We start from the raw sequence: 26,423 nt of genomic DNA, 5'->3' as shown, positions 1-26,423 counted from the left end.
TATGGAAGAAAAGAAATTTGACGTAAAATCGATTATAGGATTTGTTCTTATTTTCGCAATATTACTCTTTATGATGTGGCAAAATCAGCCCACTCCAGAAGAGATCGCAGAACAAGAGAAACAAGAGCAACTTGAAGCCGAAAAAAAGGCAACATCTACTGAAGTTAAAGCCGATGAAACCAAAGTAACTACTGCTGAAGATTATTCGACGGTAACTCCTGGTGATTCATTAAGGCTATTAAATCTACAAAATAAATTAGGCGCATTTACTTATTCGTCAACATTGCCATCGGCGACCGATAATTTTACAACGGTACAAACCGATGTTTTTGATTTGAAGTTTAGTAATAAAGGCGGATTTCTTTCCGAAGTCATTTTAAAAGAGTTTGTAGATTACGATTCAATTCCTATTGCTTTAATTCAAAACGGAAATGCAGCGTTTAACATTACACTTCCAACAACAGACAATAGAATTCTAACGACTGAAGATAAGTACTTTCAGCCTTCAGTTACCAAAAACGGAGAGAATACTGTAGTCTCTATGAAGTTTAAAGCTTCAGAATCTCAGTTTCTTGAATATCGATATGAGTTAAAGCCTAAGGAGTATATGATTGATTTTTCAATTCGTTCTCAAGGCTTAAGCACTGTAGTTAATAGTTCTCAGGAGATTAATTTAGACTGGAAACTTAAAGCGTTTCGACATGATCAAAGCATTACCTACGAAAATCGTTACACGCGATTAACATATATGTATGATGGTGAAAAAATTGATAAGTTAGGTCAAATGGGTGACGATGAAGAACGCATCGAAGATGTGCGTTGGTTATCGTACAGACAACACTTTTTTAGTACTATTCTTGTGACCGATACCCCTTTTAAACAGGCAACTATAACAAGTAAAGATTTGGTGCAAGATGAAGAAATTGATACAGTTTTTACCAAAGCCTATACTTCTAAATTACCTGTTGCATTTACAAATGGGGAAGCCGATAATAAGTTCCAATTATACTTTGGACCAACCGATAGTAAGGTATTAAAACAATACGATTACGATTTAGAAGAAAGTATTCCATTTGGTTGGGGAATTTTTGGATGGATTAACAAAGCTTTATTTATCCCTTTATTTAGTTTCTTAAGTTCATTCCTGCCTTACGGTATTGCCATTATTGTTATGACCATTTTAATTAAGTTAATGATGTCATTTGTGCAGTATAAGCAATTTTTATCTCAGGCTAAAATGAAGGTTCTTAAACCTGAATTGGATGCTATTAGAGAAAAGCATAAAGACAATAAAATGAAAGCGCAACAAGAAACAATGGCGCTTCAAAACAAAGCAGGGGCGAGTCCTTTAGCTGGTTGTTTACCAGGTTTAATACAATTGCCTGTGTTTTATGCTTTATTCATGTTTTTCCCAACAGCATTTGCATTACGTCAAAAAAGCTTCTTATGGGCAGACGATTTATCGTCATATGATGTGATTGCCGAATTGCCTTTTAGTATTCCGTTTTATGGAGATCACGTGAGCTTATTTCCAATACTGGCAGCCATTGCTATTTTCTTCTATATGAAAATGACGACAGGTCAGCAAATGGCTTCGCAACCTACTCAAGAAGGTATGCCAGATATGGCGAAAATGATGAAGTATATGATTTACTTCTCTCCAATATTAATGTTGGTGTTCTTTAATCAGTACGCCTCAGGATTGAGTTTGTATTACTTTATTTCTAACTTGATTAGTATCGGAATAATGTTAGTGATTAAAAACTATATTTTGGATGAAGATAAAATTCATGCACAAATTCAAGAAAATAAGAAAAAGCCTAAGAAACAGAACAAGTTTCAGAAAAAAATGGCTGACATGATGGAGCAAGCCGAACAGCAAAAACAAGCCCAGCAAAGACGAAAAAAATAGACTGCTGTGTCTTATAATAAATTAAAAGAGCCTTGAGTATATGATACTCAAGGCTCTTTTTTAGGTCATTATTTGATGATAAATGTTAAGCCTACTATTCGTCTGAAGGCAACATCACTTTGTTTAATACATGAATTACACCATTTCCTGCCTGTATATCAACAGCAATCACGCCAATATCAAAATTACCTGCGCCATCAGTAACGTCAGCGATGTTATCACCGGTTCCGGGTAGGTTAATTGTAATAGTTTGGCCATCTAGCATCGATGGGGAAATGCCATCGGTCAAATCTCCAGATTGTACATTAGCATCTCCTAAAACGTGATGTAGTAACACCTGAGTTAAAACTGGTTCGTCAGGAATTGAAGTTAAAGCAGCAAATGCATCATTAGTAGGAGCAAATACTGTGAAAGGAGCAGGGCTGGTTCCATTTGCAGTTGATAGAGTTGCTACAAAGTCTGTTTCAGGAGTTAATTCTGTTAAAGCAGAGACCAAGGTTGAAAAGTTTGGATCTGCAGTTGCAAACGTTACTATTGTAGGAATATCAACAACAGCATCAACCGTATGAATAATCCCATTAGTACCAACAATATCTGCTGTTGTTACTGATGATATTCCATTAATACGAACACCATCACTAGTGTTATAGTACAAACTTAAATTGTTAGTATTTGGACCGGTAGCATAAGTGTTGATGTAGCCAGAACCTGTTCCTGTAAGCGTTCCAGAAGGGACTGCATTATCTATAACGTGATTTAATAAAATAGTTGATAAAGCATCAGTGGGTACTTCGTCTAAAGGCGTTCCGTTTAAAAAAGTTGTAAATGCTGTGTTGTCTGGTGCTAAAACAGTAAAAGGACCATTTCCGCTAAGAACAGTTACCAAATCCCCATCGGCAGCACTTAAAGCCGCAACTAAATTACTGAATTCTGGATTGGAAACAGCGTGATCTACAATTGTTGGTAATCCTATTACAGCATCTACAATATGTATAGTTCCGTTAGATGCATCAATATCTGCTCCGTTGTCAGTTACTGATGATGCACCATTAAACTCCACGCCATTTGAAGTGTTAAAATATATACTAACATTTTGTCCAGCCACACCAGTAGCATTTGTTTTGGCATAACCAGATCCTAAACCAGCTAAATCTGATGCTGATAAATCTACAGATATGACATGGTTCAATAGTATTTGTGATAAAACATCAGTAGGAACTTCGCTTAATTGTGAAAATCCATTAGCACTTAAAAATGTCGAAAATGCTTCGTTAGTAGGTGCTAATACCGTAAAGGGACCATCACCACTCAAAAGGCTTACTAGGTTTCCATCTGCGGCTTGAAGTGCCGAAACTAAACTTGTTAGGTCTGAATTTGCGCTGGCAATTTCCACAATATTCATAGGTTGTGGTGTTATTGTAGAGTTGTCATCATCATTACTACAAGATGTTAATGTCAGTAGAAATAATGGTAATAATTTGAATACTTTTGAAATAATTTTCATTTTTTTGAGTTTTTGTTGTTCAACATTATTAATAAAAAAATAGTTTGTTTAACAAATTTATGAAAAGATTAAACAAAATATCATGAGGACTTATTTATTTATATTTATTTTAACACTACTTGCTTTAAGTTCGTTTGCACAACAATCTGTAAATCAGTTTGATGCCGATGGAAAGCGTCACGGTGTATGGCGAAAGTATTTTGATAAAACACAAGAGCTTCGTTATGAAGGACAATTTAATCACGGCAAAGAAGTTGGACTTTTTAAATTTTATACTCTTTACAAAGGCGAAAGTGTATTAAGTGCTACGAAGCAATTCAATGACACTAATTCCAAAGCGATGGTCAAATTTTTGTCTTCTAAAGGAAAACTGATTAGTGAAGGCGAGATGGATGGCAGACACCATATCGGCAAATGGATCTACTACCACAATAAGAGCGACGCTGTCATGTCTACAGAATATTATAATGCTAATGGCGAACTTGAAGGGGAGAAATTAGTCTTTTATCCTGACGGAACTACAGCAGAACAAGCCAATTACGTTAACGGCAAACTTGAAGGAAAATCGATTTGGTATGCTAAGGATGGAAAAACGTTAAAAGAGTTTACCTACGCTAATAACGAATTAAATGGTGTTTCTAAATACTATGATGCCGATGGTAACTTGCAAGCCGAAGGTGCTTACAAAAATGATTTGAGAATTGGTGTGTGGACCTATTATGAAAATAATAAGAAGTCTAAAGTAATGCACTATAAAAACGGAAAGTTAGATGGTAAAACCATTTGGTATGCGCCATCTGGTAAAATCTTAAAAGACTTACACTATGAAAAAGGCCTATTACACGGTGAATGTAAATATTATGATCATTTAGGAAATATAGAGTCTAAAGGCGAATATATTGAAGGTGTCAAAAGTGGTGATTGGAGTTATTATAAACACGGAAAATTAGACAAAACCGAAAACCATAAAACAACTCAAAAACAATAGCTAAAACCAATACCATACATAGTCATTTAATATAGCAACATTTATCTTGTTGCTATTTTTATTTCTTAATTTTGCAGCATCAAAATCATGAACTGAGATCTAATCTCAATCGCTAATAATAATGAGATGAAAAGAGTAATTGTCGGACTTTCAGGAGGCGTAGATTCTAGTGTTGCTGCTTATTTACTAAAGGAGCAAGGCTATGAAGTTATTGGCTTGTTTATGAAAAACTGGCACGACGACTCTGTGACGATTTCTGATGAATGTCCGTGGCTCGACGATAGCAACGATGCCATGTTGGTAGCTGATAAGTTGGGAATACCTTTCCAAACAATCGACTTAAGTGAACAATACAAAGAACGTATTGTAGATTACATGTTTGACGAATATCAAAAGGGAAGAACACCAAACCCTGATGTACTTTGTAATAGAGAAATCAAATTTGATGTCTTTATGAAAATTGCTCTCGATTTAGGCGCAGATTATGTCGCTACTGGTCATTATTGTAGAAAAGGCACAATTGAAAAGGATGGAAAGGAAATCTATCAGTTGTTGTCTGGAGTCGATATTAACAAGGATCAATCGTATTTTTTATGTCAATTGTCTCAAGAACAATTAGCAAAGGCACTTTTTCCTATTGGAGAATTAACCAAACCTGAAGTTCGTGCAATTGCGACCAAACTGGATTTGGTTACAGCAAATAAAAAAGATTCTCAAGGCTTATGTTTTATAGGAAAAGTGAGACTTCCAGAGTTTCTTCAGCAAAAATTAAAGCCAAAAGAAGGAGTGATTGTTGAAATTCCTAATGACACTAATGTATTCACAAAGCAACCACCTGAATTCGATTCTAAAGAAAAAGAACTCGAATACCTAACCCAAAAAGTAGCGTATTCAGTAAACGACGGAAAAATAGTTGGGAAACACCAAGGCGCACATTACTTTACTAAAGGCCAACGAAAAGGCTTGGCTGTAGGTGGAACGATTGAACCGTTATTTGTCATTGACACCGATGTTGATGAAAATGTCATTTACACCGGACAAGGGAAAATGCATCCAGGCTTATTCAAAAAAGCTTTATTTGTTAACGATGACGAGTTGCATTGGGTACGAGAAGATTTAAGTCTGAAAGTTGACGAAACCATGAAGGTTAAAGCCAGAATTAGATACCGTCAGGCGCTTGAAGAGGCAACACTTTATAAGGTGGATAACGGACTTTTCGTTGAGTTTAAAAATGCACAATCGGCCATTACCGAAGGGCAGTTCGTAGCCTGGTATTTGGATGATGAATTAGTAGGTTCGGGAGTAATTTCTTAAATTGCAGGAAAGCTAATTTTAAGTATGACGTTTTTAAAACGACTAAGTTTTAAAAATGAAATAACGGTTTGCTATGAAAAAAATCCTACTCCTTTGTATTGTGCTGTTTCAGTATAATGCCATTGCTCAACAAGATGCTTGGGTCTATTTTAATGCCAAAGCTAACGTTCAGGCCTCGCTTGATAATCCTATTACTATCTTAACGCAACAGGCTATTGATCGAAAAAACACCTATAATATTCCTATAGACGAACGTGATGTTCCTGTTAATGAGTCCTATATTGCAATGCTTAAAGCGCCAGAAACTGGAGTGACTGTGCATGCTAAATCCAAATGGTTTAATGCTGTTTATGTTCGCGGAAGTGAAGCCGCTATCAATGCGCTTGTTGATGATTTCGATTTTGTTGACTATGTAGATTTTGCTGATGATAATCTCAATACACCAGCTCGTTTTGCTGAGGTTAACGACAAGTTTTCTCTAGAAAATACCAATATTGATTTCAATTACGGCGATGCTCAAAACCAAGTTGAAATGATTAATGCTCATGCCTTACATCTTCAGGATTATACTGGTCAAGGTATTGTTGTTGCAATTATGGATACAGGGTTTCCAAATGTGAATACTATGGATGCTTTTCAACGTTTAAGAGACAATAATGATTTGCTTGGTGGTTATGATTTTGTGGACAGAACTGAAAATGTTTATGCTTACACTGAAAATGACCACGGAACAAAAGTACTTAGTGACATGGCTGGTTTTATTACCAATCAATTTGTTGGAACAGCACCTGATGCATCGTATTATCTGTTTCGAACTGAAGATGCCAATAGTGAAACTCCGCTTGAAGAAGCCAATTGGGTTGAAGCTGCCGAACGAGCAGACAGTTTAGGGGTTCATATTATTAATACTTCTTTAGGTTATAGAACTTATGACAACAACAATTACAGCCATACAAGTGCCGATTTAGATGGACAGACAACTTTTATAACTCGTGGTGCTAATATCGCTAATGAAAAAGGTATTTTGGTAGTGACATCTTCAGGAAACTCAGGAGCTGTTGGTGTTGGTGCTCCTGCAGATGGCACTGGTGTATTTAGTATTGGAGCCGTTGATGCCGATGGTGCTTATGCCTTTTTTAGTTCTCAAGGTAGTGATGCTCAACCCACTATCAAACCAGATGTTGTAGCACAAGGTGAAGGAGCCGCTGTAATTGATGATACAAATACCATTGTTAATAATAACGGAACCTCATTCAGTTCTCCAATACTTGCTGGAGGCCTTGCGTCATTATGGGAAGCCTTACCAGAAGCTACCAATGAAGAGATTAAACACTATGTTAGGTTATCGGCTTCACAGTTTAATTCTCCGGATTATCTACTCGGATATGGCATACCAAACTTACAATTAGCCTTAGATATAGGTTTGTCTTTACAAGAAGAAGCGGTTTTTGAATTCAAGGTGTTTCCTAATCCTGTTACAGATGTTTTGAACATTCAAATCCCGTCAATGAATAACCTAACGACATTGAGAGTGTATGACATTCTGGGGCAATCGGTTTTAGAACAATTACTAACATCAACAACACATCAACTGGATGTCTCTTCAATGGCATCAGGAGTTTATATCTTGTCTTTCCAATCTGAAAATACGTCTAAAACTTTCAAACTGATAAAATCATAAATGGCAAATAAAATTACCGAACTCTTCGATATTAAATATCCAATCATTCAAGCAGGAATGATATGGAATAGTGGTTGGAGGCTTGCTTCCGCAGCAAGTAATGCTGGTGCTCTCGGATTAATAGGAGCGGGTTCTATGTATCCCGATGTGCTACGAGAACATATTCAGAAATGTAAAAAAGCAACCAGTAAACCGTTTGGCGTTAACGTCCCCATGTTATATCCCAACATCGAAGAGATTATGGATATTTTAGTAGAAGAAGGTGTGAAAATTGTATTTACATCTGCAGGAAATCCAAAAACGTGGACTTCCTGGCTAAAAGAAAGAGGGATTACGGTCGTTCATGTGGTGAGTAGCGTAAAATTCGCTTTAAAAGCTCAAGAAGCTGGAGTAGATGCTGTTGTAGCTGAAGGTTTTGAAGCTGGAGGCCATAACGGAAGAGAGGAAACAACGACTCTAACGCTCATTCCTATGGTAAAAGAACAACTTAGCATCCCTTTGATTGCGGCTGGCGGAATTGCCAACGGAAACGCCATGTTAGCGGTTATGATTTTAGGTGCAGATGCTGTTCAAGTAGGAAGCCGATTTGTAGCTAGTGAAGAATCTTCTGCGCATCAAGCTTTCAAAAAAGTAGTGGTTGATGCCAAAGAAGGTGATACCCAACTTACGCTTAAAGAATTAGCGCCAGTGCGATTAATAAAAAATAAATTCTTTAATGAACTTCAAGAATTATATAAAAAAGGACCAACTGTAGAGGAGTTAAAGGAACTTTTAGGACGCGCTAGAGCTAAGCGAGGCATGTTTGAAGGTGATTTGGAAGATGGCGAATTAGAAATTGGTCAAATAGCGGGATTGATACACGATATTAAACCTGCAGCACAAATTGTTGCCGATATGGTTTCCGAATTTAATCAAGCACAGCGTTTGTCTCAAAATATTAGACTTTAAATAGTATATTTGAGTCGATTAATTGTTGACCCTAATTAATGACTTCTAAAATTAATGTTCTAATCCCAGATGGCGATAGCACTTGGGCTTTGTCTGTGATACAATGTTTGTCTCAGTTTAAGCACTACAAACTATTCGTTTTATCAAACAAAAAACGAACAGCGACCAAGTTTTCGAAATATACATCTTACTATAAATTTTATAAGCGACCTCAGGATGCGTCGTGGCTGGATATTTTAAATTCAGAAATAGAATCTAATGCTATTAATGTCGTTGTTCCTATTGCCGAATTAGAAGCCTCTTTTTTTATAAAAAACAAAGAAAAGCTATCGGATAAAGCACAAGTTATTCCTTTGCCAGCTTTATCTGATTTTGAGATTGCAATCAATAAAAGAAAATTGAGTGAATTTGCTGAAAAACACAGTATACCACATCCTAAATCGTTTTTGATTGCTTCGGAAAGCGATAAGAAACGTATGTTGTCACAAATCAATTTTCCAATTCTTGTGAAGCCGCTCAACCAAAAAGGAGGTGATGGTATTAAAAAAGTAGGCAATGTTAAGAAGCTCCCAAAGGCCTTGAAGATAATAACCACGCCTCAGTTTGTTCAAGAGTATATTGAGGGTTATGATATCGATTGTAGTGTCTTATGTCTTAATGGTACGATTCTTACTTATACGATTCAAAAAGGAAATTTAAAAGGAGATAACGCTTATGCACCACAATTAGGCTTCGATTTTATGGAGAACGATGAGGTGCTTAATGTTGTTAGCCATACCATGAAAAAACTCAATTGGTCTGGTGTTGCACACTTAGATCTGAGATATGATAAGCAGGTTAAAAACTATAAACTCATAGAAATTAATGCTCGATTCTGGGGAAGTATTGATGCGTCGAGAAAGGCAGGTGTAAACTTTCCTGATCTTGTCATTAAATTAGCTTTAAATGGTGATATTGAAAAACAACAGTTTGAGCCCATCAGTTACATGCGTTTAAAAGGCGTTTTGAAATCTATTAAACGCCGACCACTATTCTTATTTAATTCAAAATATTTAGCGAACAATACAGAGATGGAATCTTTTTTGAAAGACCCTTTTCCAACCATCTATAAATTTAGAGAATGGTTAGGAAGACAGTTTTAAGCTGATTTATAAAATGACAAAAAGAGGACGAATCCTCTTTTTGCATGAAACGTTTTTTAACAATAAAATTTTTAAATCCCTCTAAAATAATAGCTAAAAAAGTTTCTACCCCAAATACCTAACCTACTACAATAAGGTATTTAATTGTTATAAAAATAAGGGTTTAGAAGTGTTGTTAGTACTGTTTTTAATGCAACTTATCAACAATTATAGTTCATAACTTTATAGAAATCAAAGGTTTGAATTTTTGTTTCAGAAAATCGAGTTAAGGTAAAGTCTACCCAAATCAAATGGTTTAACTTTGCGCTTTCAAAGGTGCAACAGTTGATTTTAACCCAATACACAAAAGAATTTTATTACAATTATAAATTGGCAGCTCCAGTCATTCTGGGTATGCTCGGTCATACGTTTGTAAGTTTTGTTGATAACATTATGGTTGGCCAACTTGGTACTGCAGAATTGGCTGCAGTATCATTAGGAAATAGCTTTATGTTTATTGCCATGTCTATCGGAATTGGTTTTTCTACAGCGATTACACCACTTGTTGCTGAAGCAGATGCGGCTAAAAATTTTAATCTTGGGAAATCTTCATTTAAACACGGATTGTTACTCTGTACAGTGCTTGGTGTGCTTCTGTTTTTAACCGTGTTTTTTGCCAAGCCCCTATTGTATTATATGAAGCAACCAGTTGAAGTTGTTGAACTTGCCATACCATATTTAAATCTGGTTGCCTTTTCTTTAATTCCGCTCATTGTATTTCAGGCTTTTAAACAGTTTAGTGATGGTTTGTCAATGACACGTTATCCTATGTATGCTACAATTTTGGCCAACCTTATCAATGTCTTTTTAAACTATGTCTTAATTTTTGGAAAATTTGGTTTTCCCGAAATGGGCATCGTTGGTGCTGCTTACGGAACCTTAGTTTCAAGAGTTGTTATGGTGGCTCATCTTTGGTGGATATTGACTAAAAAAGAAAAATCGAAAGCTTTTGTTACCCAAATCAAAATTTTAGTTTTAGATAAACTAATGATAAGAAAACTCATCAACCTGGGAACACCTAGTGCGATGCAAATGTTTTTTGAAGTCGCCATATTTACGGCTGCGATTTGGTTAAGTGGTTTATTGGGAAAAAATCCTCAGGCAGCAAATCAAATTGCTTTAAACCTATCGTCAATGACCTTTATGGTGGCAATGGGACTCAGCGTCGCATCTATGATTAGAGTCGGTAATCAGAAAGGTTTAGGACATTATTTTGAATTGCGAAGAATCGCCTTTTCCATCTTTCTGTTAGCTATTTTATTGGCTGTATGTTTTGGTGCGATATTTTTTATTTTTCATGATGATTTGCCTAAACTCTACGTCGATTATGATGATACTGAAAATTTAACCGATAACATTGAAGTTGTATCTATAGCCGCTAAACTTATGATTGCAGCTGCTATTTTTCAGATAAGTGATAGTATTCAAGTCGTTGTTTTAGGAGCGCTTCGCGGCCTGCAAGATGTTAAGATTCCTACAGTAATTACCTTTATTTCCTATTGGGTTATTGGGTTTCCTATTAGTTTTTACTTCGGAAAAGAAGAGCACTACGGAAGTTTTGGTATTTGGCTAGGATTATTAGCAGGATTGACCACTGCTGCCATATTATTGTTTATAAGATTTAATTATCTTACGAAAAAGTTAATTTTGTCAAATACTAATGCCTAACAACATGGAACTACCTAAATTCATTCTTGGTGATAATACAGATTATCCTAATGCAATATTTGTTATTCATACTGAATTTCCTAGATTTATAATCAATCTTGAAGATGACGATGTCGAATGGTTTGAAGAATTTGACGAACACGATCAACGAGAGATTGAAAGCGAAGCCGAAAATTTAATTCAGGCTGCAACCGATTTTTATGACCGAGAGGTTTCCAGATACGACGACTAATGATTGAAGAACTCTTAAAACTCGATACCGAACTCTTTATTTACTTAAACAACCTTGGTAACAAATCCTGGGATGCTTTTTGGCTGTTTTATACCACCAAATTCAATTGGATACCGTTTTATGCAGTGCTGGCTTATCTTATGTATAAGCGACTCAATACCAAAATGTTTTTGTTAACCTTATTGGTCGTTGCCTTAATGATTACATTTACAGATCAAATGACTAATGTATTTAAAAAAGTATTGGTCATGCGTTTAAGACCCTGTCATAATGGTGATATCGATGGGATGTTTAGATTGGTTAAAGAATATTGTGGCGGACAATATGGTTATTTTTCCGGGCATTCTTCAAATTCAATGGCAGTTGCGGTTTTCACAAGTTTAATGCTAAGATCCAAGTATAAATACATTTCGTTTATTATGATTCCTTGGGCTATTGCGATGGGATACAGTCGCATTTACATTGGTGTTCATTATCCTCTGGATGTGATTAGTGGCATGTTATTCGGCGCTGTTTCAGGTTTTGTTTTTTATAAATTAGATAAATACCTTCAGTCCAGATTTCAGCTCATTACTTAAAAGCTCTTTTTTGCTATCTTGTAATGGAGCATTCTTTTTTTCATCCATACATAGGCAAAGCAATCTGCCAAAGGAGCAAACAATCGCTTTCGCAAGCCATATTTTGATGTTCCTGCAATTCGCGGAAAATGATTGACTGGGACTTGTTTTATCCTTCCGTTTTGTAATAAAACCAAAGCTGGTAAAAACCGATGTAAGCCTTTAAACATGATGATTCGTTTTGCGTATTCAGTCTTTATTACTTTTAAAGGGCAACCTGTATCGTCCATGCCGTCTTGTGTGAATAGACGCCGAATACGATTAGCAATTTTTGAAGATAGCTTCTTAATAAAATGGTCTTTTCGGTTCAGACGAACGCCAGTGACTAAATCATAATCACTACTGTACTCGAGTAATAAATTGAAATCTTTTGGAGACGTTTGTAAGTCGGCATCTATATAACCAACCAATTCTGTTGTTGCGAGGTCAAAACCTGCTTTTAAAGCCGCACTCAAACCCTGATTTTTTTCAAAAAGAACATAATCAAAATTGAAATGTTTATGGCAAATGGCTTCAATTAACGACTGACTAGCATCTGTTGAGCCATCATTGATGATAAGTATTTTGGTAGAAACAAGTGCCAACTCTAAATAGGCCACGAGTTCTTTTTCCAAGCGTTCTATGTTATCCTCTTCATTATAAACAGGAACAATAATTGTAAACTTATAATCCATTTGTAAGGCGTTGATAATGCAAAAATATTCTTTTTTATCTGCACGATGCTGAATGGGTTTGATTTAAAAATTGTTAATTTGTAGCATCAAAAGATTAATATGAAAATACTCGTTACAGGCGCTGTTGGTTTTATTGGTTCGCATACTGCAGAACGTTTGCAAAGTCTTGGCCATGATGTTTTGGCCTTAGACAATTTTAATGATCACTATAGTTTAGAGTTAAAAAACCTGAACGCCAAGGCATTAAAAGCAAAAGGTATTACCGTTTTAAAAAAAGATTTACGTGACGAATCGTTTGCTTCAGATTTGCCTAGAGATATTAGTTATATTTTTCATTTTGCAGCCCAACCTGGAATTTCTCAAACTTCGACCTTCGAAGATTATTTCACAAATAATATCATCGCGACAAAAAATTTAGTGGATTATGCTTTAGAATGCAAAGACTTACAGCTATTTGTCAATATTGGTACTTCTTCAATTTATGGTTTGGAAGCCACATTTCCTGAAGAAAAAGCACCAAAACCAGCATCGCATTATGGTGTGACCAAACTAGCAGCAGAACAGTTGGTGCTTCAAAAAAGCAGAGAACAACTTATCAAAGCTTGTTCATTGCGATTGTACTCTGTAATTGGTCCGCGAGAGCGTCCTGAAAAAATGTATACCAAACTGATTGCTTTAGGTTTAGAAGATAAGCCTTTTCCTTTGTTTGAGGGAAGCGATAAACATCTACGCAGTTTTACCTATGTTGGAGATATCGTAGATGGTGTCGTTAGTGTTATTGGAAATGAAGCTAAAGTAAATGGCGAAATTATTAACCTGGGTACCGAAGTCGAACATACAACGAAAGAAGGTATTGAAGCGGTTGAAAAGGTTCTGGGAAAATCTATAGCAATTCAAGTAATTCCGAAGCGACCTGGAGATCAATCCCGAACCAAAGCGAATATTGAAAAGGCGAGAAAATTACTGAATTACAATCCGAGAACCACATTATTAGAAGCGGTTAAAAAGCAGGTCGAGTGGTATAAAGCTAATTTTTAAGTTGCAGTAAAAATTCCGCAGCTGTAAAAGGCGTTGTTTTACCATCTTCTATTAGTTGGAGTTGTGTTTTTAAAGCTTTTTTGATTTCTGGCTGATTAAAAAAATCAGATTTCAATCGGTCTTCAATCGTTTGTAGGAGCCAGAATTTATTTTGCTCTGTCCTGTGTTGTTCAAAATAGTTATTAGCTTTGGTATGTTTCATATAATCCAAAACCAAGTTCCATAAATCGGCAATACCTTCATGTTTTAAAGCACTACATAAGGTGACTTTAGGTTGCCATGCTGATGCTTTCTGCGGATACAAATGTAAGGCTCTATTAAATTCAACTTTAGCCAGTTTAGCAGCTTTAAGGTTATCACCATCGGCTTTGTTGATAGCAATCGCATCGGCCATTTCAATAATACCGCGTTTAATTCCCTGAAGTTCATCACCAGCTCCAGCGATTTTAAGTAATAAAAAGAAGTCTACCATACTGTGTACAGCCGTTTCACTTTGCCCAACGCCAACCGTTTCAATAATAATGGTGTCAAAACCAGCGGCTTCACAGAGTATAATAGTTTCTCGGGTTTTTCGCGCCACACCACCAAGCGAGGTGCCAGAAGGCGAAGGTCTAATAAACGCTTGGTCACTTTTTACCAAATCTTCCATTCGGGTTTTGTCTCCCAAAATACTGCCTTTGCTTAAGCTGCTACTTGGGTCTACAGCTAAGACAGCAACTTTTTTGCCTAAAGCGATTAAATGCAATCCTAGAGCTTCAATAAAGGTGCTTTTTCCAACACCAGGAACACCAGTAATGCCGAGTCGTACCGACTTATTAGCATGCGCTAAACATTCAGTAATAATAGCATTGGCTTGTTTTAGGTGTTTCGGATTAGAACTTTCAATCAAAGTAATGGCTCTGCTTAAAGCCGTAATATTTCCTTTTAAAATATTGGCGACTAAAGTTGATGTGTCGGGCTGTGCTTTTCTTTTTTGCTTGATACTGTCAATCGAAGACGCATTGGTGATATCAGATTGCGATACACCATCTGTTTCATGTATGGCTGAGGTTTTCGATTTTTTAGACAAATTCCCTTTTAGTTTTGGTCTTTTATGACTTTTAAAGGTACTGCAATTTTTGTATTATCCCAAGCCATAGTCAGTTTAAGGTCATCGGTAGAATTGTCAAATGCAATGGTAAATTGTTCGACCGTTGTGTCTAGTTTTTCAATAGGAACAGTTATTTCCATCACGTCGTGATTAGGATCCCACATCACTTGCATTTCTTCATCGACACCCCAAGCGTATTGCTTGCTATTAAACATCACATTCCACGCCGAGTCTTTTGGGACAGTCCAAAGTGTATACTTTCCTTTCGGTAAAACAATTCCTTTTATGAGTAAATCTTTGTTAGATTCAAAAGTTGTTGCTTCATTGGCACCAGTTCTCCATACCTTATCATAAGGCACTAAAGCACCAAAAATCTCACGTCCTTTTTTAGAGGGTCTATTATAGAAGACTTCTAGTTTAAGATCATTTAATTTAAATTCTACTGTATCTTTAGGACTCAGCCTAGGTGAAAAAATATTTTCAACAAAATAGGAATATAGAAAGAGTCCGAGCGCAACAATAGATAATATAACAAGTAGGCGTTTTAAAAACGTGTTCATAGTAAAAAAAGATTGTAACTAATTGGCGTCAAAGATAATTTAAAATTGAAACGCTCAGTAAATACTTAACGTGAATTTCTATAAATTTCTTATGAAAAATAAAAAAATCATATATTTTTTGCAACACTTCATTTTTTGTGTCGTCTTTATAAAGAACCCATACCAAATAAGCATCATCAGTTTATGAGGTATATAACCAAACCAAAAGAGATTTGAATACGTTTCAAGTTGACATTATTGAACAATGCAAGCAGAATGATCGCACTGCGCAATTAAAATTATACAATCAATATTGTGATGGTATGTTTGCGGTTGCCATGCGTTTTGTAAAGGATTCTATGGAAGCTGAAGATATCGTACAAGAAGCCTTTATTAAAGCATTTGCAAAACTCAATCAGTATAAAGCTGAAGTTACTTTTGGAGCTTGGTTAAAACGTATCGTGATTAATAAAAGTATCGACTGTTTAAAATCCAAAAAGCAGCACATGCAAGAATTGGAAGAGGTGCACCTCAAAGTAGTAGATACCGATTATCAAAGCGAATGGTTAGTAGATGATACAATAACATTGGATGAGATTAAAAGTGCGATTGAAAAATTACCCGACAAATACCGTTACGTGGTAACCTTGTATTTGGTTGAAGGGTATGATCATCAGGAAATTTCAGAGATTTTACAGATTTCAGAAATCGCTTCAAGAACACAACTCTCCAGAGGAAAGTCGAAATTAAAAGAACTATTAATTCCCGTTAAAAATGGCACGAGATATTAAAACATTATTTGAAAACGAAAATAAGGCATCACAAGAAAAAATGCCTCAAGGGCATCAAGCACGCTTTCTTCAAAAGTTAGACGAAGCCTTACCCGTTGAATCATCAAGCAAAAAACGTTTCAGTATGTTGCAAATTGCGGCGAGTATCGTCATTTTAATCGGATTAGGACTTGGAGCTTCTCAGTTTTTTCAGAAACCATTACCCGAAGGATTAAAAACTGTAGATGTAGATCAACCAGAAAAAGAAGCAAAATTGAAATCTCTTGGCGACATCTCTCCAGATTTTAAAAAGGTTGAAGATTACTATTTAGCCCATATCAATTTAGAATTATCTAAAGTGAAACTTACCGAAAATAATAAAGAATTGTTTGATGGTTATGTAGCGCGATTGGGCGAATTAAATCAAGAGTACAAGCGTCTTTCGGTAGAGCTAACCGAAAATGGACCAAACGAGTTAACCGTTAGTGCTTTGATAGACAATCTTAAACTCAGACTTAATTTATTGTATCGTTTAAAAGAACAATTAAATGATTTAAATACATCAGAAGAAGAAAACATTAAAGCATAAACCAAATCCTGAATACTTGTAAAACAAAAGGTTAAGAATGATTATAACCTTAAATACAACGATTTCAGTATAAAAACATAAGACAATGAAAACAAAATATAATCTAATATTACTCGTGTTGTTCTGTTTCACTATAAGTGTTTCAGCCCAACAACAGTTGACTAAAATGTCAAAGAAAATCGATGTGACTAAAGATGTGACAATCGATTTAAATACAAGTTTCGTAGAAATTGAAATTGATACATGGAACAAAAGTACCTTAGAAATTGAGGCCTATATCGATGGTGAGAAATTATCTAAAGAAGATCTGGAAAAAGCCTTAAAAAACTGGAAACTTAAAGTAGAAGGTTCAGGAAGCCGTGTAAGTATAACTTCGGAAGGCGGAGGTCATGGAACTTGGGATCAACTAACAGGATTTGATAAAAATTTTGAACCTTTAATGATTATCGAAGGTTTAGATTTGGGTGATATTCCTGAATTACCAGAAATGCCGGAAATGCCAGAGTTACCTGAGATTGCACGTTTTGAAATGCCAGAAATGCCAGAATTACCTGAATTGCCAGAATTACCTGAAGGTGTTAACAACGTTAGCTTTGATACCGAAGCCTATAAAAAAGGTGGTGAAGCTTATCTTGAAAAATGGAGTAAAGAATATGAAGAAAAGTATGGTGCCGAGTACAAACAAAAAATGAAAGAATGGGCTCGTAAAATGGGCGAAATGGATTTTTCAGCGTATGAGAGAAAAATGGAAGCTTGGGGTGATAGGTTTGGTGAAGAATACGGTAAGAAAATGGAAGCTTGGGGCGAAGAATTTGGAAAGCAATTCGACAAAGATTGGGCTAAAAAGATGGAAGTTTGGGGTGAAAAATACGGCAAGCAAATGGAAGAGCGTGCTAAAGTTATGGAAGAGCGTTTAGCCGAACGGGAAAAGCAAATGGAAAAGCGTACTAAAGAAATGGAAAAACGTCAGGAAAAGTTAGCAAAGCGTTTGGAAGAACGTCACGAAGTCCAAGAGCAGCGTCGTGAAGAGATTGCAAAACGCATTGAAGAGCGTCATCTTAATGTAAAAAAGGTCATTAAAATTAAAATGCCTAAAGATGCTAAACTAAATCTCAATGTGAGACATGGTCAATTAAAAATGGCATCTGTTATTCATAATCTAAAAGCAGATATATCACATGCTACATTTTTAGCAAATCACATTGATGGGAGCGAGACTTCCATCAATGTGTCTTTTTCTCCAGTGCATGTTACAACGTGGAGTGCGGGAGAACTTAACTTAAAGTATGTAGAGGATGCACATTTAAATACCGTGAGAACGCTACGTTTAAACAGTAATTCATCAGATATTCGTATCAATGATTTAATCGAAAATGCCATAATTGATGGTAGTTTTGGAGATTTGTCTATTTCTAATATTGCCGATAGCTTTACAAATTTGAATATCATTCTCGAAAACAGTGAAGCCCTTATTAAATTGCCTAGTAAAACCACCGATTATAGCGTGTATTTTAAAGGGAACCGTTCCCGTTTAAACGATCAATTAACGACTCAAAAAACCATTACTAATTTTCCAAATTCTAAAAATTCTGCTAAAACCATTATCATTAATGCGAAGTTTAGCGCTATCGTTTTAAACTAATAGTATAGCGTTGTCTCATTTCCGAAGCAAAACAAGCAATATTTTAGACTACTGTAACAATTAATTAAATACTTATCTTTATAGAGTAAAACTACAATCAATCAAAACATATGGGTTTATTCAAACAACTAATAGTAGTGTGTCTTTTTTCGGCATGCTTTTTTTCGTGTAAAAAGGAAACTAATACCAATACTACAAAAGACGTTAAAAGTGAATACCAATCTTTTGTACAGGCTATGAAGGCTAAAGGTCTGTCTACCGGAAATATACTCGTATATGAAAATGGAGAAGTCGTTTTTAAAAATTCTAACGGATTGCGATCTATCGCTCCTAATGATTCTTTAGACTTGAATTCTCAATTCAGACTAGCTTCAGTGAGTAAACAGTTTACTGGGATGGCTATTATGAAATTAAAAGAAGCAGGTAAACTCGATTATGATCAACAAGTAAATACAGTTTTAACCGATTTTCCTTATGATAATATTACCATTCGACAATTATTGCATCATACATCTGGACTTACAGACTACGAACGGGTGATTGCTAATCATTTTGTAAAAGAAGATTCAACCAAACAGTATATTCTGGGTAATGACGAAATTTTAGACGTGTTTTACCGTGTCAATCCTGAGTTAGATTTTCAGCCAGGAGATAAATGGGAATATAGTAACACGGGTTATTTGGTATTGGCCTCAATTGTTGAAAAGATTTCTGGTCAGCATTTTAGAACGTTCTTAAAAGAACATATCACTGATCCGATTGGGATGACTAATACAGTATTATATCAATATCAAATAGCTGCAGATCCAAAGATGCCTCATCGGGTTTTTGGCTATAATTTTTCGCTTAATCAAAAAGACTTAGTACTTAATGATTACAATATTGTTAATGATGTAAGAGGCGATGGCGGTATTTATTCTACGGTAGAAGATCTCTATAAATGGAATATGGCTTTGGCGAATCACACCATTATCTCTAAAGCGTATCTGGATGAAGCCTGGTCCTCAGGACAAACCAATGATGGCGAATATACAGGGTATGGCTTCGGATGGTTTCTGGAGTACAACCCAGGAGAACCTCGTGTGATTAATCATTCTGGTGGTTGGGTAGGTTTTGTGACGTTTTTACACAATGAGGTCGATACAAAAAGCGGATTTGTCATTTTAACCAACAATTCTGGAGCGCATTTTGGAACTGTTTACGATAATGTTAAGCGTTTACGAGCAGGTGAAACCTATCAAATGCCAAAGAAAATTGCCTATAAGGAAATGGCAAAAACAATCTACGAGAAAGATGTCAACTCAGCAATTTCATTTTATCAAGAGGTAAAAACAGATACTACAAACTATAGTGTTAACGAAAATGATATCAATCAATTAGGTTACTTACTCATCAATGAAAATAAGGTAGATGCAGCCGCTCAGATTTTTAAACTAAACATCAGTGAGTATCCAGCATCTGCAAATGTTTACGATAGTTATGGTGATGCTTTATTGTTACAAGGCGACTCGCTTCAGGCTTTAGCTAATTTTAAAAAGTGTTTTGAGATGGATAATAGTTTGATGTATGCAAAAGATAAAGCTGAAGCCTTGGAAAAAGCGCTTTCAAAAAAGTAATTGACGCTTATTTGCTTCGGAAGTTTTAGTTTTTACGCCAATTTAGATTTATGAACACCACACTTGAAACCTTGTTGCTATCGTTACCTAAGACATCTGTTTTAGATCCCTCGATTGCCCCTTCTGATTATGTGACTTTAGATTTGTCAAAAACCAATACCAGATTACAAGCGATAGATGTATCTTCTTCGGAATTATTGGAGGATTATATCAATGCTTTTAAAGCAAAACATCATGCTAAAGTGGCTTTTGGGGGTTATCTTGAAGCTCGAAATATTTACCAGCGAAGCGCTTATTTTAAAGCTGAAAACCCCGAAACCGAACGTCACATTCATCTAGGTCTGGATCTTTGGATTGCTGCTGAAACACCTATTTTCACACCAATGGATGCTGAGGTTCATAGTTTTAAAAACAATACGAACTTTGGTGATTATGGACCGACGATTATATTAAAACACACGCTTAAAAATTTTACCTTTTATACACTTTACGGACATCTAAGTCTGGCTTCAATTGAAGGTTTAAGCATTGGACAAACTTTTAAAAAAGGGGAGCAGATTGCCACTTTGGGTGATGCAACGGTTAATGGTGATTATGCACCACATTTACACTTTCAGCTTATTAAAGATTTGCAAAATTATAAAGGCGATTATCCTGGCGTATGTTCAAAACATGATGTGGCGTTTTATAAAAATAATTGCCCAAATCCTGAGTTGTTATTAAGGTTATAGTAAAATAATATATGGTTTGTAATACTGTCATTCTGAGCCTGCAAATGCTTCAGGTGTACTATATTATGAAAGGTTACCTATATTTTTAACTGTCGCTTCGCCAAAGACTTTCCGAGTAATAAACCAGCAACAGCTAATACAATATCGCTAATGCTAAACCACAATTCTTTTGGTAACATCGCCACATTAAAAATAGTTGCGGCTAACATCAATCCACCAACAATATAAGCTGGAACCATACTGGTTTTAGAAATCAAGCTTGCCACTACCATTCCGGCAACTATACCTACAAAATGAGCAATAACAACAAATATTTTAGCTCCCGTTGGGATTTGATCCATATTATTTTTAATCCATTCCATATCCATTGGATTGGCACCTTCAGGCAATGGAAACAGGTTGTGGCCAATAAGAGATTCAAAAATGTAAACAGTTAATGATGCTACAATAAAGCCTACTATGGTTGCTATTACTTTTTTCATGATTGATTTTTAAGTATTGATTGTTGGTTTTACGCATTTAAATTTAATCAATAATTATTTTAGATGTATTGGTATTGAAATCAGAGTTTTGTCCCAAGCAAGTGTTAATTGGATGCTTTTTGGATTTGAATACATGAAGTTAGCCGATAAATTCATTAATGGTTGAATAATTTTTTCGGGATTGACCATTATTTCCGCAGCAATTAAATTTTTATCTAATGTTTTACTGTTAGAATTTGTGTTTTGGTAAAACACAACGAGCCAATCGTTCCCAGGAAATTCATCCATAGCATCATTTAAAGGGCTCCAATCATTTCCTGGAAAGGCAATTTTTGAATTTTTAGGCTTCCAATCATTACCTGGGAATTTAACTTTGGAATCTTTAATATTCCAGTCATTCCCTGGGAAAACATTAAGAGTGTCAGTACTTGGTTTCCAATCATTTCCTGGAAAAGCTTTGACAGAATCATTTTTGGGTTTCCAATCGTTACCTGGAAATTTAATTTTGGAATCTTTTGGACTCCAATCATTCCCAGGAAAAGCTCTCATAGAATCATTTTTAGGTTTCCAATCATTCCCAGGAAATAGTAAAATTAAGTACTTCCCGGCTTTTAGTTTAATCTTGTCAACAATAACATCGTTGTTAAATTCTATTTCAGCAGCTCCATTTACATGTTGTTTCCAAAGGTTTTTGTAATTGAGTGCTTTATTGCGATTAGTAACTCTCATTATTTTGGGTTGAACAACGCTAACTTTTATTTCAGTTTGGCCAATTTTTTGAATTGTAGTCGTAATCACTGGTTGCTCTTGAGCTTGAATTTGCATTGATATTGAGCTAATAAAGAACGCTAAAAAAAGGAAATTGATTTTCATATGGATGTTTTTAAAACATTTTAGTAGAAGCTTTATGAATATATTCAATTTGGTCGTTTTGTATTGGGAATATGCTTTGTTTACTTTCGCTACCTGGGACATTAATTGTAGTAGGATCACCAATTTTTGCTGGAGATTTGATTAAAATAAGCTTCCCTTCTTGATCATAGTTTTCGAATAAGGATTTTATCGCTAAGAAAGCATCCATATCTGTATAACTATATTTGAAGTAAACACTTTTTGTTCCATTTTTAGAATACTCTCCTTTGATCATAATTGTTGATACAGGTACCGTTTTAGATGTTGCTTCATTAATCACTTCGGTGGTGTGCTTTTGTTTAAAAAATAATATTTTCAATGGGATTATTTCATAATCATCTATTTGATAATAAACATTTAAAAAGTTTGAATTGAAATCAAAATTTTTCACATCAACAATCGTCAATGTTGGTTTGGGTTTAATTATTCGGTCTTGAGCAAATACTGTGGTACACATTAATAATGCAATAAAGAAAATTAATTTTTTCATGTTGATGGTTGTTTGGTTTGTGAAATTGATTTTTGAATATAACGTATTGGTTATGAATATAGTAAAATATAACTTATAATAATGAAACAATTTAATTTATTGTAAACAAAAAATCCCAAACGTCATGTTTGGGATTTTTTTAGATATGTCATTTCGTTTTGAATGACTGTTTTATATATAATTCTGAAACACGTTCAGGATAATTAAAAACCAATTGGATTCATCTATTCTTCGATAAGTACCCATTCGCCTTTAGCAATTAAAGGTTCGGCTTGTTTGTATTTTACCGTTTTGTTTTCGCCACTCATTACATGTTTAATTGTCACACGATCGTTACGACCAATTTTTGGTTTGTCGCGTACAATCGTTTCAACAACTTCAGGTTGACGTTGTGTATTTCCAGCAGCTCTACTTTGCGCAGCACGTTCATCCATATTTGGGATTTCGTCTTTCTGAGTTTGCAATTTTTCTTGCTTGCGCGCTTTCGCTTCTTGGATATTGTTCTGAGTTTCGGTTGGTAATTCTCCTTTAAATAAAAATGAAATCACATCTTTATTCACTTGATCAATCATTTGTTTGAATAACTCAAAGGCTTCGAACTTGTAAATTAATAAAGGATCTTTTTGCTCGTGAACCGCTAACTGTACCGATTGTTTTAACTCATCCATTTTACGTAAATGCGTTTTCCAGGCATCGTCTACAATGGCTAAAGTAATGTTCTTTTCAAAATCGTTAATTAACTGAGTTCCCTTTGTTTCATAGGCTTTTTCAAGATCTGTAACGACTTGTAAATTCTTCACGCCATCAGTAAAAGGAACAACAATACGTTTGTATTTGTCACGCTGATTCAGGTAGACATTCTCAATAACAGGAAATGCTAATTCAGCATTGCGCTGCATTTTTTCTCGGTAATGCTCAAATGCAGCTTTATAAACTTTTCCAGCAATATCTTGAACGGAACCTTTAGCAAATTCAGCTTCAGAAATTGGAGAACTCATTGAGAAGTATCTAATCAATTCAAATTCAAAATTCTTAAAATCTTCAGCGTTTTTATTGGTTTCAACAATGCCTTCCGAAGTATCATAAATCATATTTGCTAAATCCACACGAAGACGTTCCCCTTCAAGAGCGTGGCGACGACGTTTATACACAACTTCACGTTGAGCATTCATCACATCATCATATTCTAACAAACGCTTACGAACACCAAATTGATTTTCTTCCACCTTCTTTTGTGCACGTTCAATCGACTTTGAAATCATAGAATGCTGAATCACTTCACCTTCCTTTAATCCCATTTTATCCATCATTTTGGCAATTCGTTCACTACCAAATAAACGCATTAAATTATCTTCTAAGGAAACATAAAACTGCGAGCTTCCTGGATCTCCTTGACGTCCAGCACGACCACGTAATTGTCTGTCGACACGACGTGAATCATGACGTTCGGTACCTACAATAGCCAGACCGCCAGCTTCTTTTACAGCTTCGGTTAACTTAATATCGGTACCACGACCTGCCATATTGGTTGCAATAGTTACTTGCCCAGGTTGTCCTGCTTCGGCAACAATATCGGCTTCTTTTTTATGAAGTTTTGCGTTTAATACGTTATGAGGTACTTTTCTAATGGAAAGCATTTTACCTAATAATTCTGAAATCTCAACACTGGTTGTACCAATTAAAACCGGTCGACCAGCTTGTGATAATTTAGTCACTTCATCGATAACAGCATTGTATTTTTCACGCTTGGTTTTATATACCAAATCCTCTCTGTCATCACGAGCGATAGGTCTGTTGGTTGGAATTTCAACCACATCCAGTTTATAGATTTCCCAGAATTCTCCTGCTTCAGTCACAGCAGTTCCTGTCATACCAGAAAGTTTACGATACATTCTGAAATAATTCTGAAGGGTTACTGTGGCAAAGGTTTGGGTAGCGTCTTCAATTTTTACATTTTCTTTGGCTTCAATCGCCTGGTGTAAACCATCGCTATAACGACGTCCATCCATAATACGACCTGTTTGCTCATCAACAATCATTACTTTATTGTCCATAACGACATACTGAATGTCTTTTTCAAACAAAGCATAAGCTTTTAATAATTGGTTGAGTGTATGGATACGTTCTGATTTGATACCAAAATCTCTAAATAATTCTTCTTTTTCGGCCGCTTCTTCTTCTTTAGACAAGCCTTTTGCTTCAATTTTTGAGATTTCCATCCCAATTTCAGGCATCACGAAAAAGTCAGGGTTATCTTTACCAGAGAGGTATTCAACCCCTTTATCGGTTAATTCAACTTGATTGTTTTTTTCTTCGATAACGTAGTAGAGTTCTGCATCTACTTTAGGCATTTCTCTATTGTTATCTTGCATGTAGAAGTTTTCGGTCTTCTGAAGTAATTGTTTGATACCTTCTTCACTTAAGAATTTAATTAAGGCTTTATTCTTCGGAATCCCTCTGTAGGCTCTTAATAAAAGGAAACCTCCTTCTTTAGTATCACCTTCAGCAATTAACTTTTTAGCTTCGGCTAAAACACCAACCAGTTCTTTTCTTTGAATATTAGCAAGGTCTTCTACTTTTGGTTTTAATTCTGTAAACTCGTGACGATCTCCTTGCGGAATAGGTCCGGAAATAATTAAAGGTGTACGCGCATCATCGACCAATACCGAATCGACCTCATCTACAATAGCGTAGTGATGCGGACGTTGTACCAAATCATCTGGCGAGTGCGCCATGTTATCTCTTAAGTAATCAAAGCCAAATTCGTTGTTTGTTCCGTAAGTAATATCAGCTCTATAAGCTTTACGACGTGCTTCAGAGTTTGGTGTGTGGTAATCAATACAATCGACACTTAAGCCGTGAAATTCGAAAATAGGAGCCATCCACGCGCTATCACGTTTGGCAAGATAATCGTTAACTGTGACTAAGTGAACACCTTTTCCTGCAAGCGCATTGAGATATACTGGAAGCGTTGCTACTAAGGTTTTTCCTTCACCCGTTTGCATCTCAGCAATTTTACCTTGATGCATGGCGGCACCACCAATAAGCTGAACATCGTAATGAATCATGTCCCAAGTAATTGGCTTTCCTGCAGCATCCCAAGAATTAGCCCAAATGGCTTTATCACCTTCTAAGGACACATAGTCTTTATCTCCAGAAATTAAACGGTCAAACTCATTGGCTTGTACCGGAATTTCTGTATTGTGAACAAAACGTTTGGCAGTTTCTTTAACAACAGCAAAGGCTTCGGCCATGATGTCGTTTAGAACATCTTCTGTGACTTGATAAATATCATCTTTGATTTTATCGATTTCGACATAGATATCTTCTCTTTTATCGATGTCATCGGTAGCTTCAGCGTCTTTTAATAATTGATCGATGGTATCCTGAAGCGGTTTGCGTGCTTCGGCAATTTTTGCTTTGAAGGCTGCTGTTTTTGCTCTTAACTCATCATGTGATAATTGCTCAAGAGCGCTTTCAAATGCTTTTACTTTTTCAACGATAGGAGAGAGTGCCTTTACATCTTGTTTGGCTTTGTCTCCTACAAATACTTTTAATACTGAATTTAAAAAACTCATTGGTGTTTATTTTATTTAATGACATTATCTCAAAACATTTGAATTTGTTATTCTTAACTTGGTTCAGAATCTCATAATTTAGGTGAACCTTTTATAGAGAACCAGAAATGCATTCAGGCTGCGCTATATTATGTGTTTTTAGATAACGTCTTATCTTCAAAATTCTTAGGTTTCAAAGATAGGATTTGTGTTAGTTATACTGAAAGATTCAGGCACAAAAAAAGTCT

Annotated in this window: 23 protein-coding genes; 15 read left to right on the top strand and 8 right to left on the bottom strand. The window is 35.6% G+C overall.

The genetic code is table 11. The features are described from left to right. Position 1: 1 nt before the first annotated feature. Positions 2 to 1,912, top strand: coding sequence for a membrane protein insertase YidC (yidC, locus tag N4270_RS12095; protein ID WP_260097473.1), 1,911 nt, complete (start codon positions 2 to 4; stop codon positions 1,910 to 1,912). A gap of 94 nt (positions 1,913 to 2,006) precedes the next feature. Here the strand turns inward: yidC and N4270_RS12090 are convergent, their stop codons facing one another. After that, positions 2,007 to 3,416, bottom strand: a complete 1,410-nt coding sequence (locus tag N4270_RS12090; RefSeq protein WP_260097472.1) for a fasciclin domain-containing protein — start codon at positions 3,414 to 3,416, stop codon at positions 2,007 to 2,009. A gap of 82 nt (positions 3,417 to 3,498) precedes the next feature. Between N4270_RS12090 and N4270_RS12085 the strand changes: the two genes are divergently transcribed. The 8 genes from N4270_RS12085 to N4270_RS12050 all read left to right on the top strand — a co-directional run bounded on the left by N4270_RS12085 (position 3,499) and on the right by N4270_RS12050 (position 12,006). Next, the gene (locus N4270_RS12085; protein ID WP_260097471.1) at positions 3,499 to 4,404 is read left to right on the top strand and encodes a toxin-antitoxin system YwqK family antitoxin; all 906 of its coding nucleotides are present in this window, start codon (positions 3,499 to 3,501) and stop codon (positions 4,402 to 4,404) included. A gap of 126 nt (positions 4,405 to 4,530) precedes the next feature. Beyond that, entirely contained in the window at positions 4,531 to 5,718 is a 1,188-nt protein-coding gene (gene mnmA / locus N4270_RS12080; RefSeq protein WP_260097470.1) for a tRNA 2-thiouridine(34) synthase MnmA, read from the top strand. Positions 5,719 to 5,791: 73 nt separating this feature from the next. Next, on the top strand, positions 5,792 to 7,399 hold the full coding sequence (locus tag N4270_RS12075; RefSeq protein WP_260097469.1) for a S8 family serine peptidase: 1,608 nt from the start codon (positions 5,792 to 5,794) through the stop codon (positions 7,397 to 7,399). Then, positions 7,400 to 8,347: a nitronate monooxygenase family protein gene (locus N4270_RS12070; protein ID WP_260097468.1), complete on the top strand. Its 948-nt coding sequence runs from the start codon at positions 7,400 to 7,402 to the stop codon at positions 8,345 to 8,347. Between the two features lie 38 nt (positions 8,348 to 8,385). Further along, positions 8,386 to 9,489 carry an ATP-grasp domain-containing protein gene (locus N4270_RS12065; protein WP_260097465.1) on the top strand — a complete coding sequence of 368 codons (1,104 nt, stop codon included), beginning with the start codon at positions 8,386 to 8,388 and terminating at the stop codon, positions 9,487 to 9,489. Positions 9,490 to 9,813: 324 nt separating this feature from the next. Further along, complete coding sequence (locus tag N4270_RS12060) at positions 9,814 to 11,196, top strand: MATE family efflux transporter (protein WP_260097506.1); 1,383 nt, start codon at positions 9,814 to 9,816, stop codon at positions 11,194 to 11,196. A gap of 4 nt (positions 11,197 to 11,200) precedes the next feature. Continuing rightward, positions 11,201 to 11,428 carry a hypothetical protein gene (locus N4270_RS12055; protein WP_260097464.1) on the top strand — a complete coding sequence of 76 codons (228 nt, stop codon included), beginning with the start codon at positions 11,201 to 11,203 and terminating at the stop codon, positions 11,426 to 11,428. After that, positions 11,428 to 12,006 (top strand): phosphatase PAP2 family protein, encoded by a 579-nt coding sequence (locus N4270_RS12050; RefSeq protein ID WP_260097462.1) that lies wholly within the window; start codon positions 11,428 to 11,430, stop codon positions 12,004 to 12,006. Before N4270_RS12055 ends, N4270_RS12050 begins: the two co-directional genes overlap by 1 nt. On the opposite strand, the gene N4270_RS12045 is transcribed toward N4270_RS12050, so the two are convergent. After that, complete coding sequence (locus N4270_RS12045; protein WP_260097461.1) at positions 12,003 to 12,719, bottom strand: glycosyltransferase family 2 protein; 717 nt, start codon at positions 12,717 to 12,719, stop codon at positions 12,003 to 12,005. The genes N4270_RS12050 and N4270_RS12045 overlap by 4 nt on opposite strands. 99 nt (positions 12,720 to 12,818) lie before the next feature. On the opposite strand from N4270_RS12045, the gene N4270_RS12040 reads away from it, so the two are divergent. Continuing rightward, positions 12,819 to 13,757, top strand: a complete 939-nt coding sequence (locus tag N4270_RS12040; protein ID WP_260097460.1) for an NAD(P)-dependent oxidoreductase — start codon at positions 12,819 to 12,821, stop codon at positions 13,755 to 13,757. Here N4270_RS12040 and meaB read toward each other — a convergent pair. Continuing rightward, a complete protein-coding gene (gene meaB / locus N4270_RS12035) occupies positions 13,747 to 14,826 on the bottom strand; it encodes a methylmalonyl Co-A mutase-associated GTPase MeaB (protein WP_260097455.1) in 1,080 nt (359 codons plus the stop codon). The two genes, N4270_RS12040 and meaB, sit on opposite strands and share 11 nt — an antisense overlap. 8 nt (positions 14,827 to 14,834) lie before the next feature. Next, positions 14,835 to 15,407, bottom strand: a complete 573-nt coding sequence (locus tag N4270_RS12030; protein WP_260097444.1) for a DUF2911 domain-containing protein — start codon at positions 15,405 to 15,407, stop codon at positions 14,835 to 14,837. A gap of 212 nt (positions 15,408 to 15,619) precedes the next feature. Here N4270_RS12030 and N4270_RS12025 point away from each other — a divergent pair, with 212 nt between their 5' ends. The 5 genes from N4270_RS12025 (at position 15,620) to N4270_RS12005 (ending at position 20,734) form a co-directional block, all read left to right on the top strand. Further along, complete coding sequence (locus N4270_RS12025) at positions 15,620 to 16,177, top strand: RNA polymerase sigma factor (protein ID WP_260097442.1); 558 nt, start codon at positions 15,620 to 15,622, stop codon at positions 16,175 to 16,177. After that, complete coding sequence (locus tag N4270_RS12020) at positions 16,161 to 16,745, top strand: hypothetical protein (RefSeq protein ID WP_260097437.1); 585 nt, start codon at positions 16,161 to 16,163, stop codon at positions 16,743 to 16,745. The genes N4270_RS12025 and N4270_RS12020 overlap by 17 nt, the downstream gene beginning before the upstream one ends. Before the next feature lie 85 nt (positions 16,746 to 16,830). Further along, entirely contained in the window at positions 16,831 to 18,387 is a 1,557-nt protein-coding gene (locus N4270_RS12015; RefSeq protein WP_260097435.1) for a hypothetical protein, read from the top strand. 110 nt (positions 18,388 to 18,497) lie between these two features. Continuing rightward, positions 18,498 to 20,003, top strand: coding sequence for a serine hydrolase (locus N4270_RS12010; RefSeq protein WP_260097434.1), 1,506 nt, complete (start codon positions 18,498 to 18,500; stop codon positions 20,001 to 20,003). A 50-nt stretch (positions 20,004 to 20,053) separates the two neighbouring features. Continuing rightward, complete coding sequence (locus N4270_RS12005) at positions 20,054 to 20,734, top strand: peptidoglycan DD-metalloendopeptidase family protein (RefSeq protein WP_260097432.1); 681 nt, start codon at positions 20,054 to 20,056, stop codon at positions 20,732 to 20,734. Positions 20,735 to 20,811: 77 nt separating this feature from the next. Here N4270_RS12005 and N4270_RS12000 read toward each other — a convergent pair whose 3' ends face one another. The 4 genes from N4270_RS12000 to secA all read right to left on the bottom strand — a co-directional run bounded on the left by N4270_RS12000 (position 20,812) and on the right by secA (position 26,196). Beyond that, positions 20,812 to 21,216: a hypothetical protein gene (locus N4270_RS12000; RefSeq protein WP_260097430.1), complete on the bottom strand. Its 405-nt coding sequence runs from the start codon at positions 21,214 to 21,216 to the stop codon at positions 20,812 to 20,814. A 54-nt stretch (positions 21,217 to 21,270) separates the two neighbouring features. Then, on the bottom strand, positions 21,271 to 22,089 hold the full coding sequence (locus N4270_RS11995) for a DUF2911 domain-containing protein (RefSeq protein WP_260097428.1): 819 nt from the start codon (positions 22,087 to 22,089) through the stop codon (positions 21,271 to 21,273). A gap of 10 nt (positions 22,090 to 22,099) precedes the next feature. After that, the gene (locus N4270_RS11990) at positions 22,100 to 22,618 is read right to left on the bottom strand and encodes a hypothetical protein (RefSeq protein ID WP_260097426.1); all 519 of its coding nucleotides are present in this window, start codon (positions 22,616 to 22,618) and stop codon (positions 22,100 to 22,102) included. A gap of 224 nt (positions 22,619 to 22,842) precedes the next feature. Further along, a complete protein-coding gene (gene secA / locus N4270_RS11985) occupies positions 22,843 to 26,196 on the bottom strand; it encodes a preprotein translocase subunit SecA (RefSeq protein WP_260097425.1) in 3,354 nt (1,117 codons plus the stop codon). Between the last annotated feature and the right edge of the window lie 227 nt (positions 26,197 to 26,423).

Origin of the sequence: Psychroserpens sp. SPM9 (assembly GCF_025153525.1) — a bacterium.
Taxonomy (GTDB): domain Bacteria; phylum Bacteroidota; class Bacteroidia; order Flavobacteriales; family Flavobacteriaceae; genus Psychroserpens.
The sequence above is the reverse complement of the archived record's forward strand: the minus strand, read 5'-3'. Positions and strand labels throughout refer to the sequence as shown.

Excerpts from the sequence above, each read along its gene's own strand:
- yidC (WP_260097473.1), top strand. The coding sequence starts at position 2 with ATGGAAGAAAAGAAATTTGACGTAAAATCGATTATAGGATTTGTTCTT.
- N4270_RS12090 (WP_260097472.1), bottom strand. The coding sequence starts at position 3,416 with ATGAAAATTATTTCAAAAGTATTCAAATTATTACCATTATTTCTACTG.
- N4270_RS12085 (WP_260097471.1), top strand. The coding sequence starts at position 3,499 with ATGAGGACTTATTTATTTATATTTATTTTAACACTACTTGCTTTAAGT.
- mnmA (WP_260097470.1), top strand. The coding sequence starts at position 4,531 with ATGAAAAGAGTAATTGTCGGACTTTCAGGAGGCGTAGATTCTAGTGTT.
- N4270_RS12075 (WP_260097469.1), top strand. The coding sequence starts at position 5,792 with ATGAAAAAAATCCTACTCCTTTGTATTGTGCTGTTTCAGTATAATGCC.
- N4270_RS12070 (WP_260097468.1), top strand. The coding sequence starts at position 7,400 with ATGGCAAATAAAATTACCGAACTCTTCGATATTAAATATCCAATCATT.
- N4270_RS12065 (WP_260097465.1), top strand. The coding sequence starts at position 8,386 with ATGACTTCTAAAATTAATGTTCTAATCCCAGATGGCGATAGCACTTGG.
- N4270_RS12055 (WP_260097464.1), top strand. The coding sequence starts at position 11,201 with ATGGAACTACCTAAATTCATTCTTGGTGATAATACAGATTATCCTAAT.
- N4270_RS12050 (WP_260097462.1), top strand. The coding sequence starts at position 11,428 with ATGATTGAAGAACTCTTAAAACTCGATACCGAACTCTTTATTTACTTA.
- N4270_RS12045 (WP_260097461.1), bottom strand. The coding sequence starts at position 12,719 with ATGGATTATAAGTTTACAATTATTGTTCCTGTTTATAATGAAGAGGAT.
- N4270_RS12040 (WP_260097460.1), top strand. The coding sequence starts at position 12,819 with ATGAAAATACTCGTTACAGGCGCTGTTGGTTTTATTGGTTCGCATACT.
- N4270_RS12030 (WP_260097444.1), bottom strand. The coding sequence starts at position 15,407 with ATGAACACGTTTTTAAAACGCCTACTTGTTATATTATCTATTGTTGCG.
- N4270_RS12020 (WP_260097437.1), top strand. The coding sequence starts at position 16,161 with ATGGCACGAGATATTAAAACATTATTTGAAAACGAAAATAAGGCATCA.
- N4270_RS12015 (WP_260097435.1), top strand. The coding sequence starts at position 16,831 with ATGAAAACAAAATATAATCTAATATTACTCGTGTTGTTCTGTTTCACT.
- N4270_RS12010 (WP_260097434.1), top strand. The coding sequence starts at position 18,498 with ATGGGTTTATTCAAACAACTAATAGTAGTGTGTCTTTTTTCGGCATGC.
- N4270_RS12005 (WP_260097432.1), top strand. The coding sequence starts at position 20,054 with ATGAACACCACACTTGAAACCTTGTTGCTATCGTTACCTAAGACATCT.
- N4270_RS12000 (WP_260097430.1), bottom strand. The coding sequence starts at position 21,216 with ATGAAAAAAGTAATAGCAACCATAGTAGGCTTTATTGTAGCATCATTA.
- N4270_RS11995 (WP_260097428.1), bottom strand. The coding sequence starts at position 22,089 with ATGAAAATCAATTTCCTTTTTTTAGCGTTCTTTATTAGCTCAATATCA.
- N4270_RS11990 (WP_260097426.1), bottom strand. The coding sequence starts at position 22,618 with ATGAAAAAATTAATTTTCTTTATTGCATTATTAATGTGTACCACAGTA.
- secA (WP_260097425.1), bottom strand. The coding sequence starts at position 26,196 with ATGAGTTTTTTAAATTCAGTATTAAAAGTATTTGTAGGAGACAAAGCC.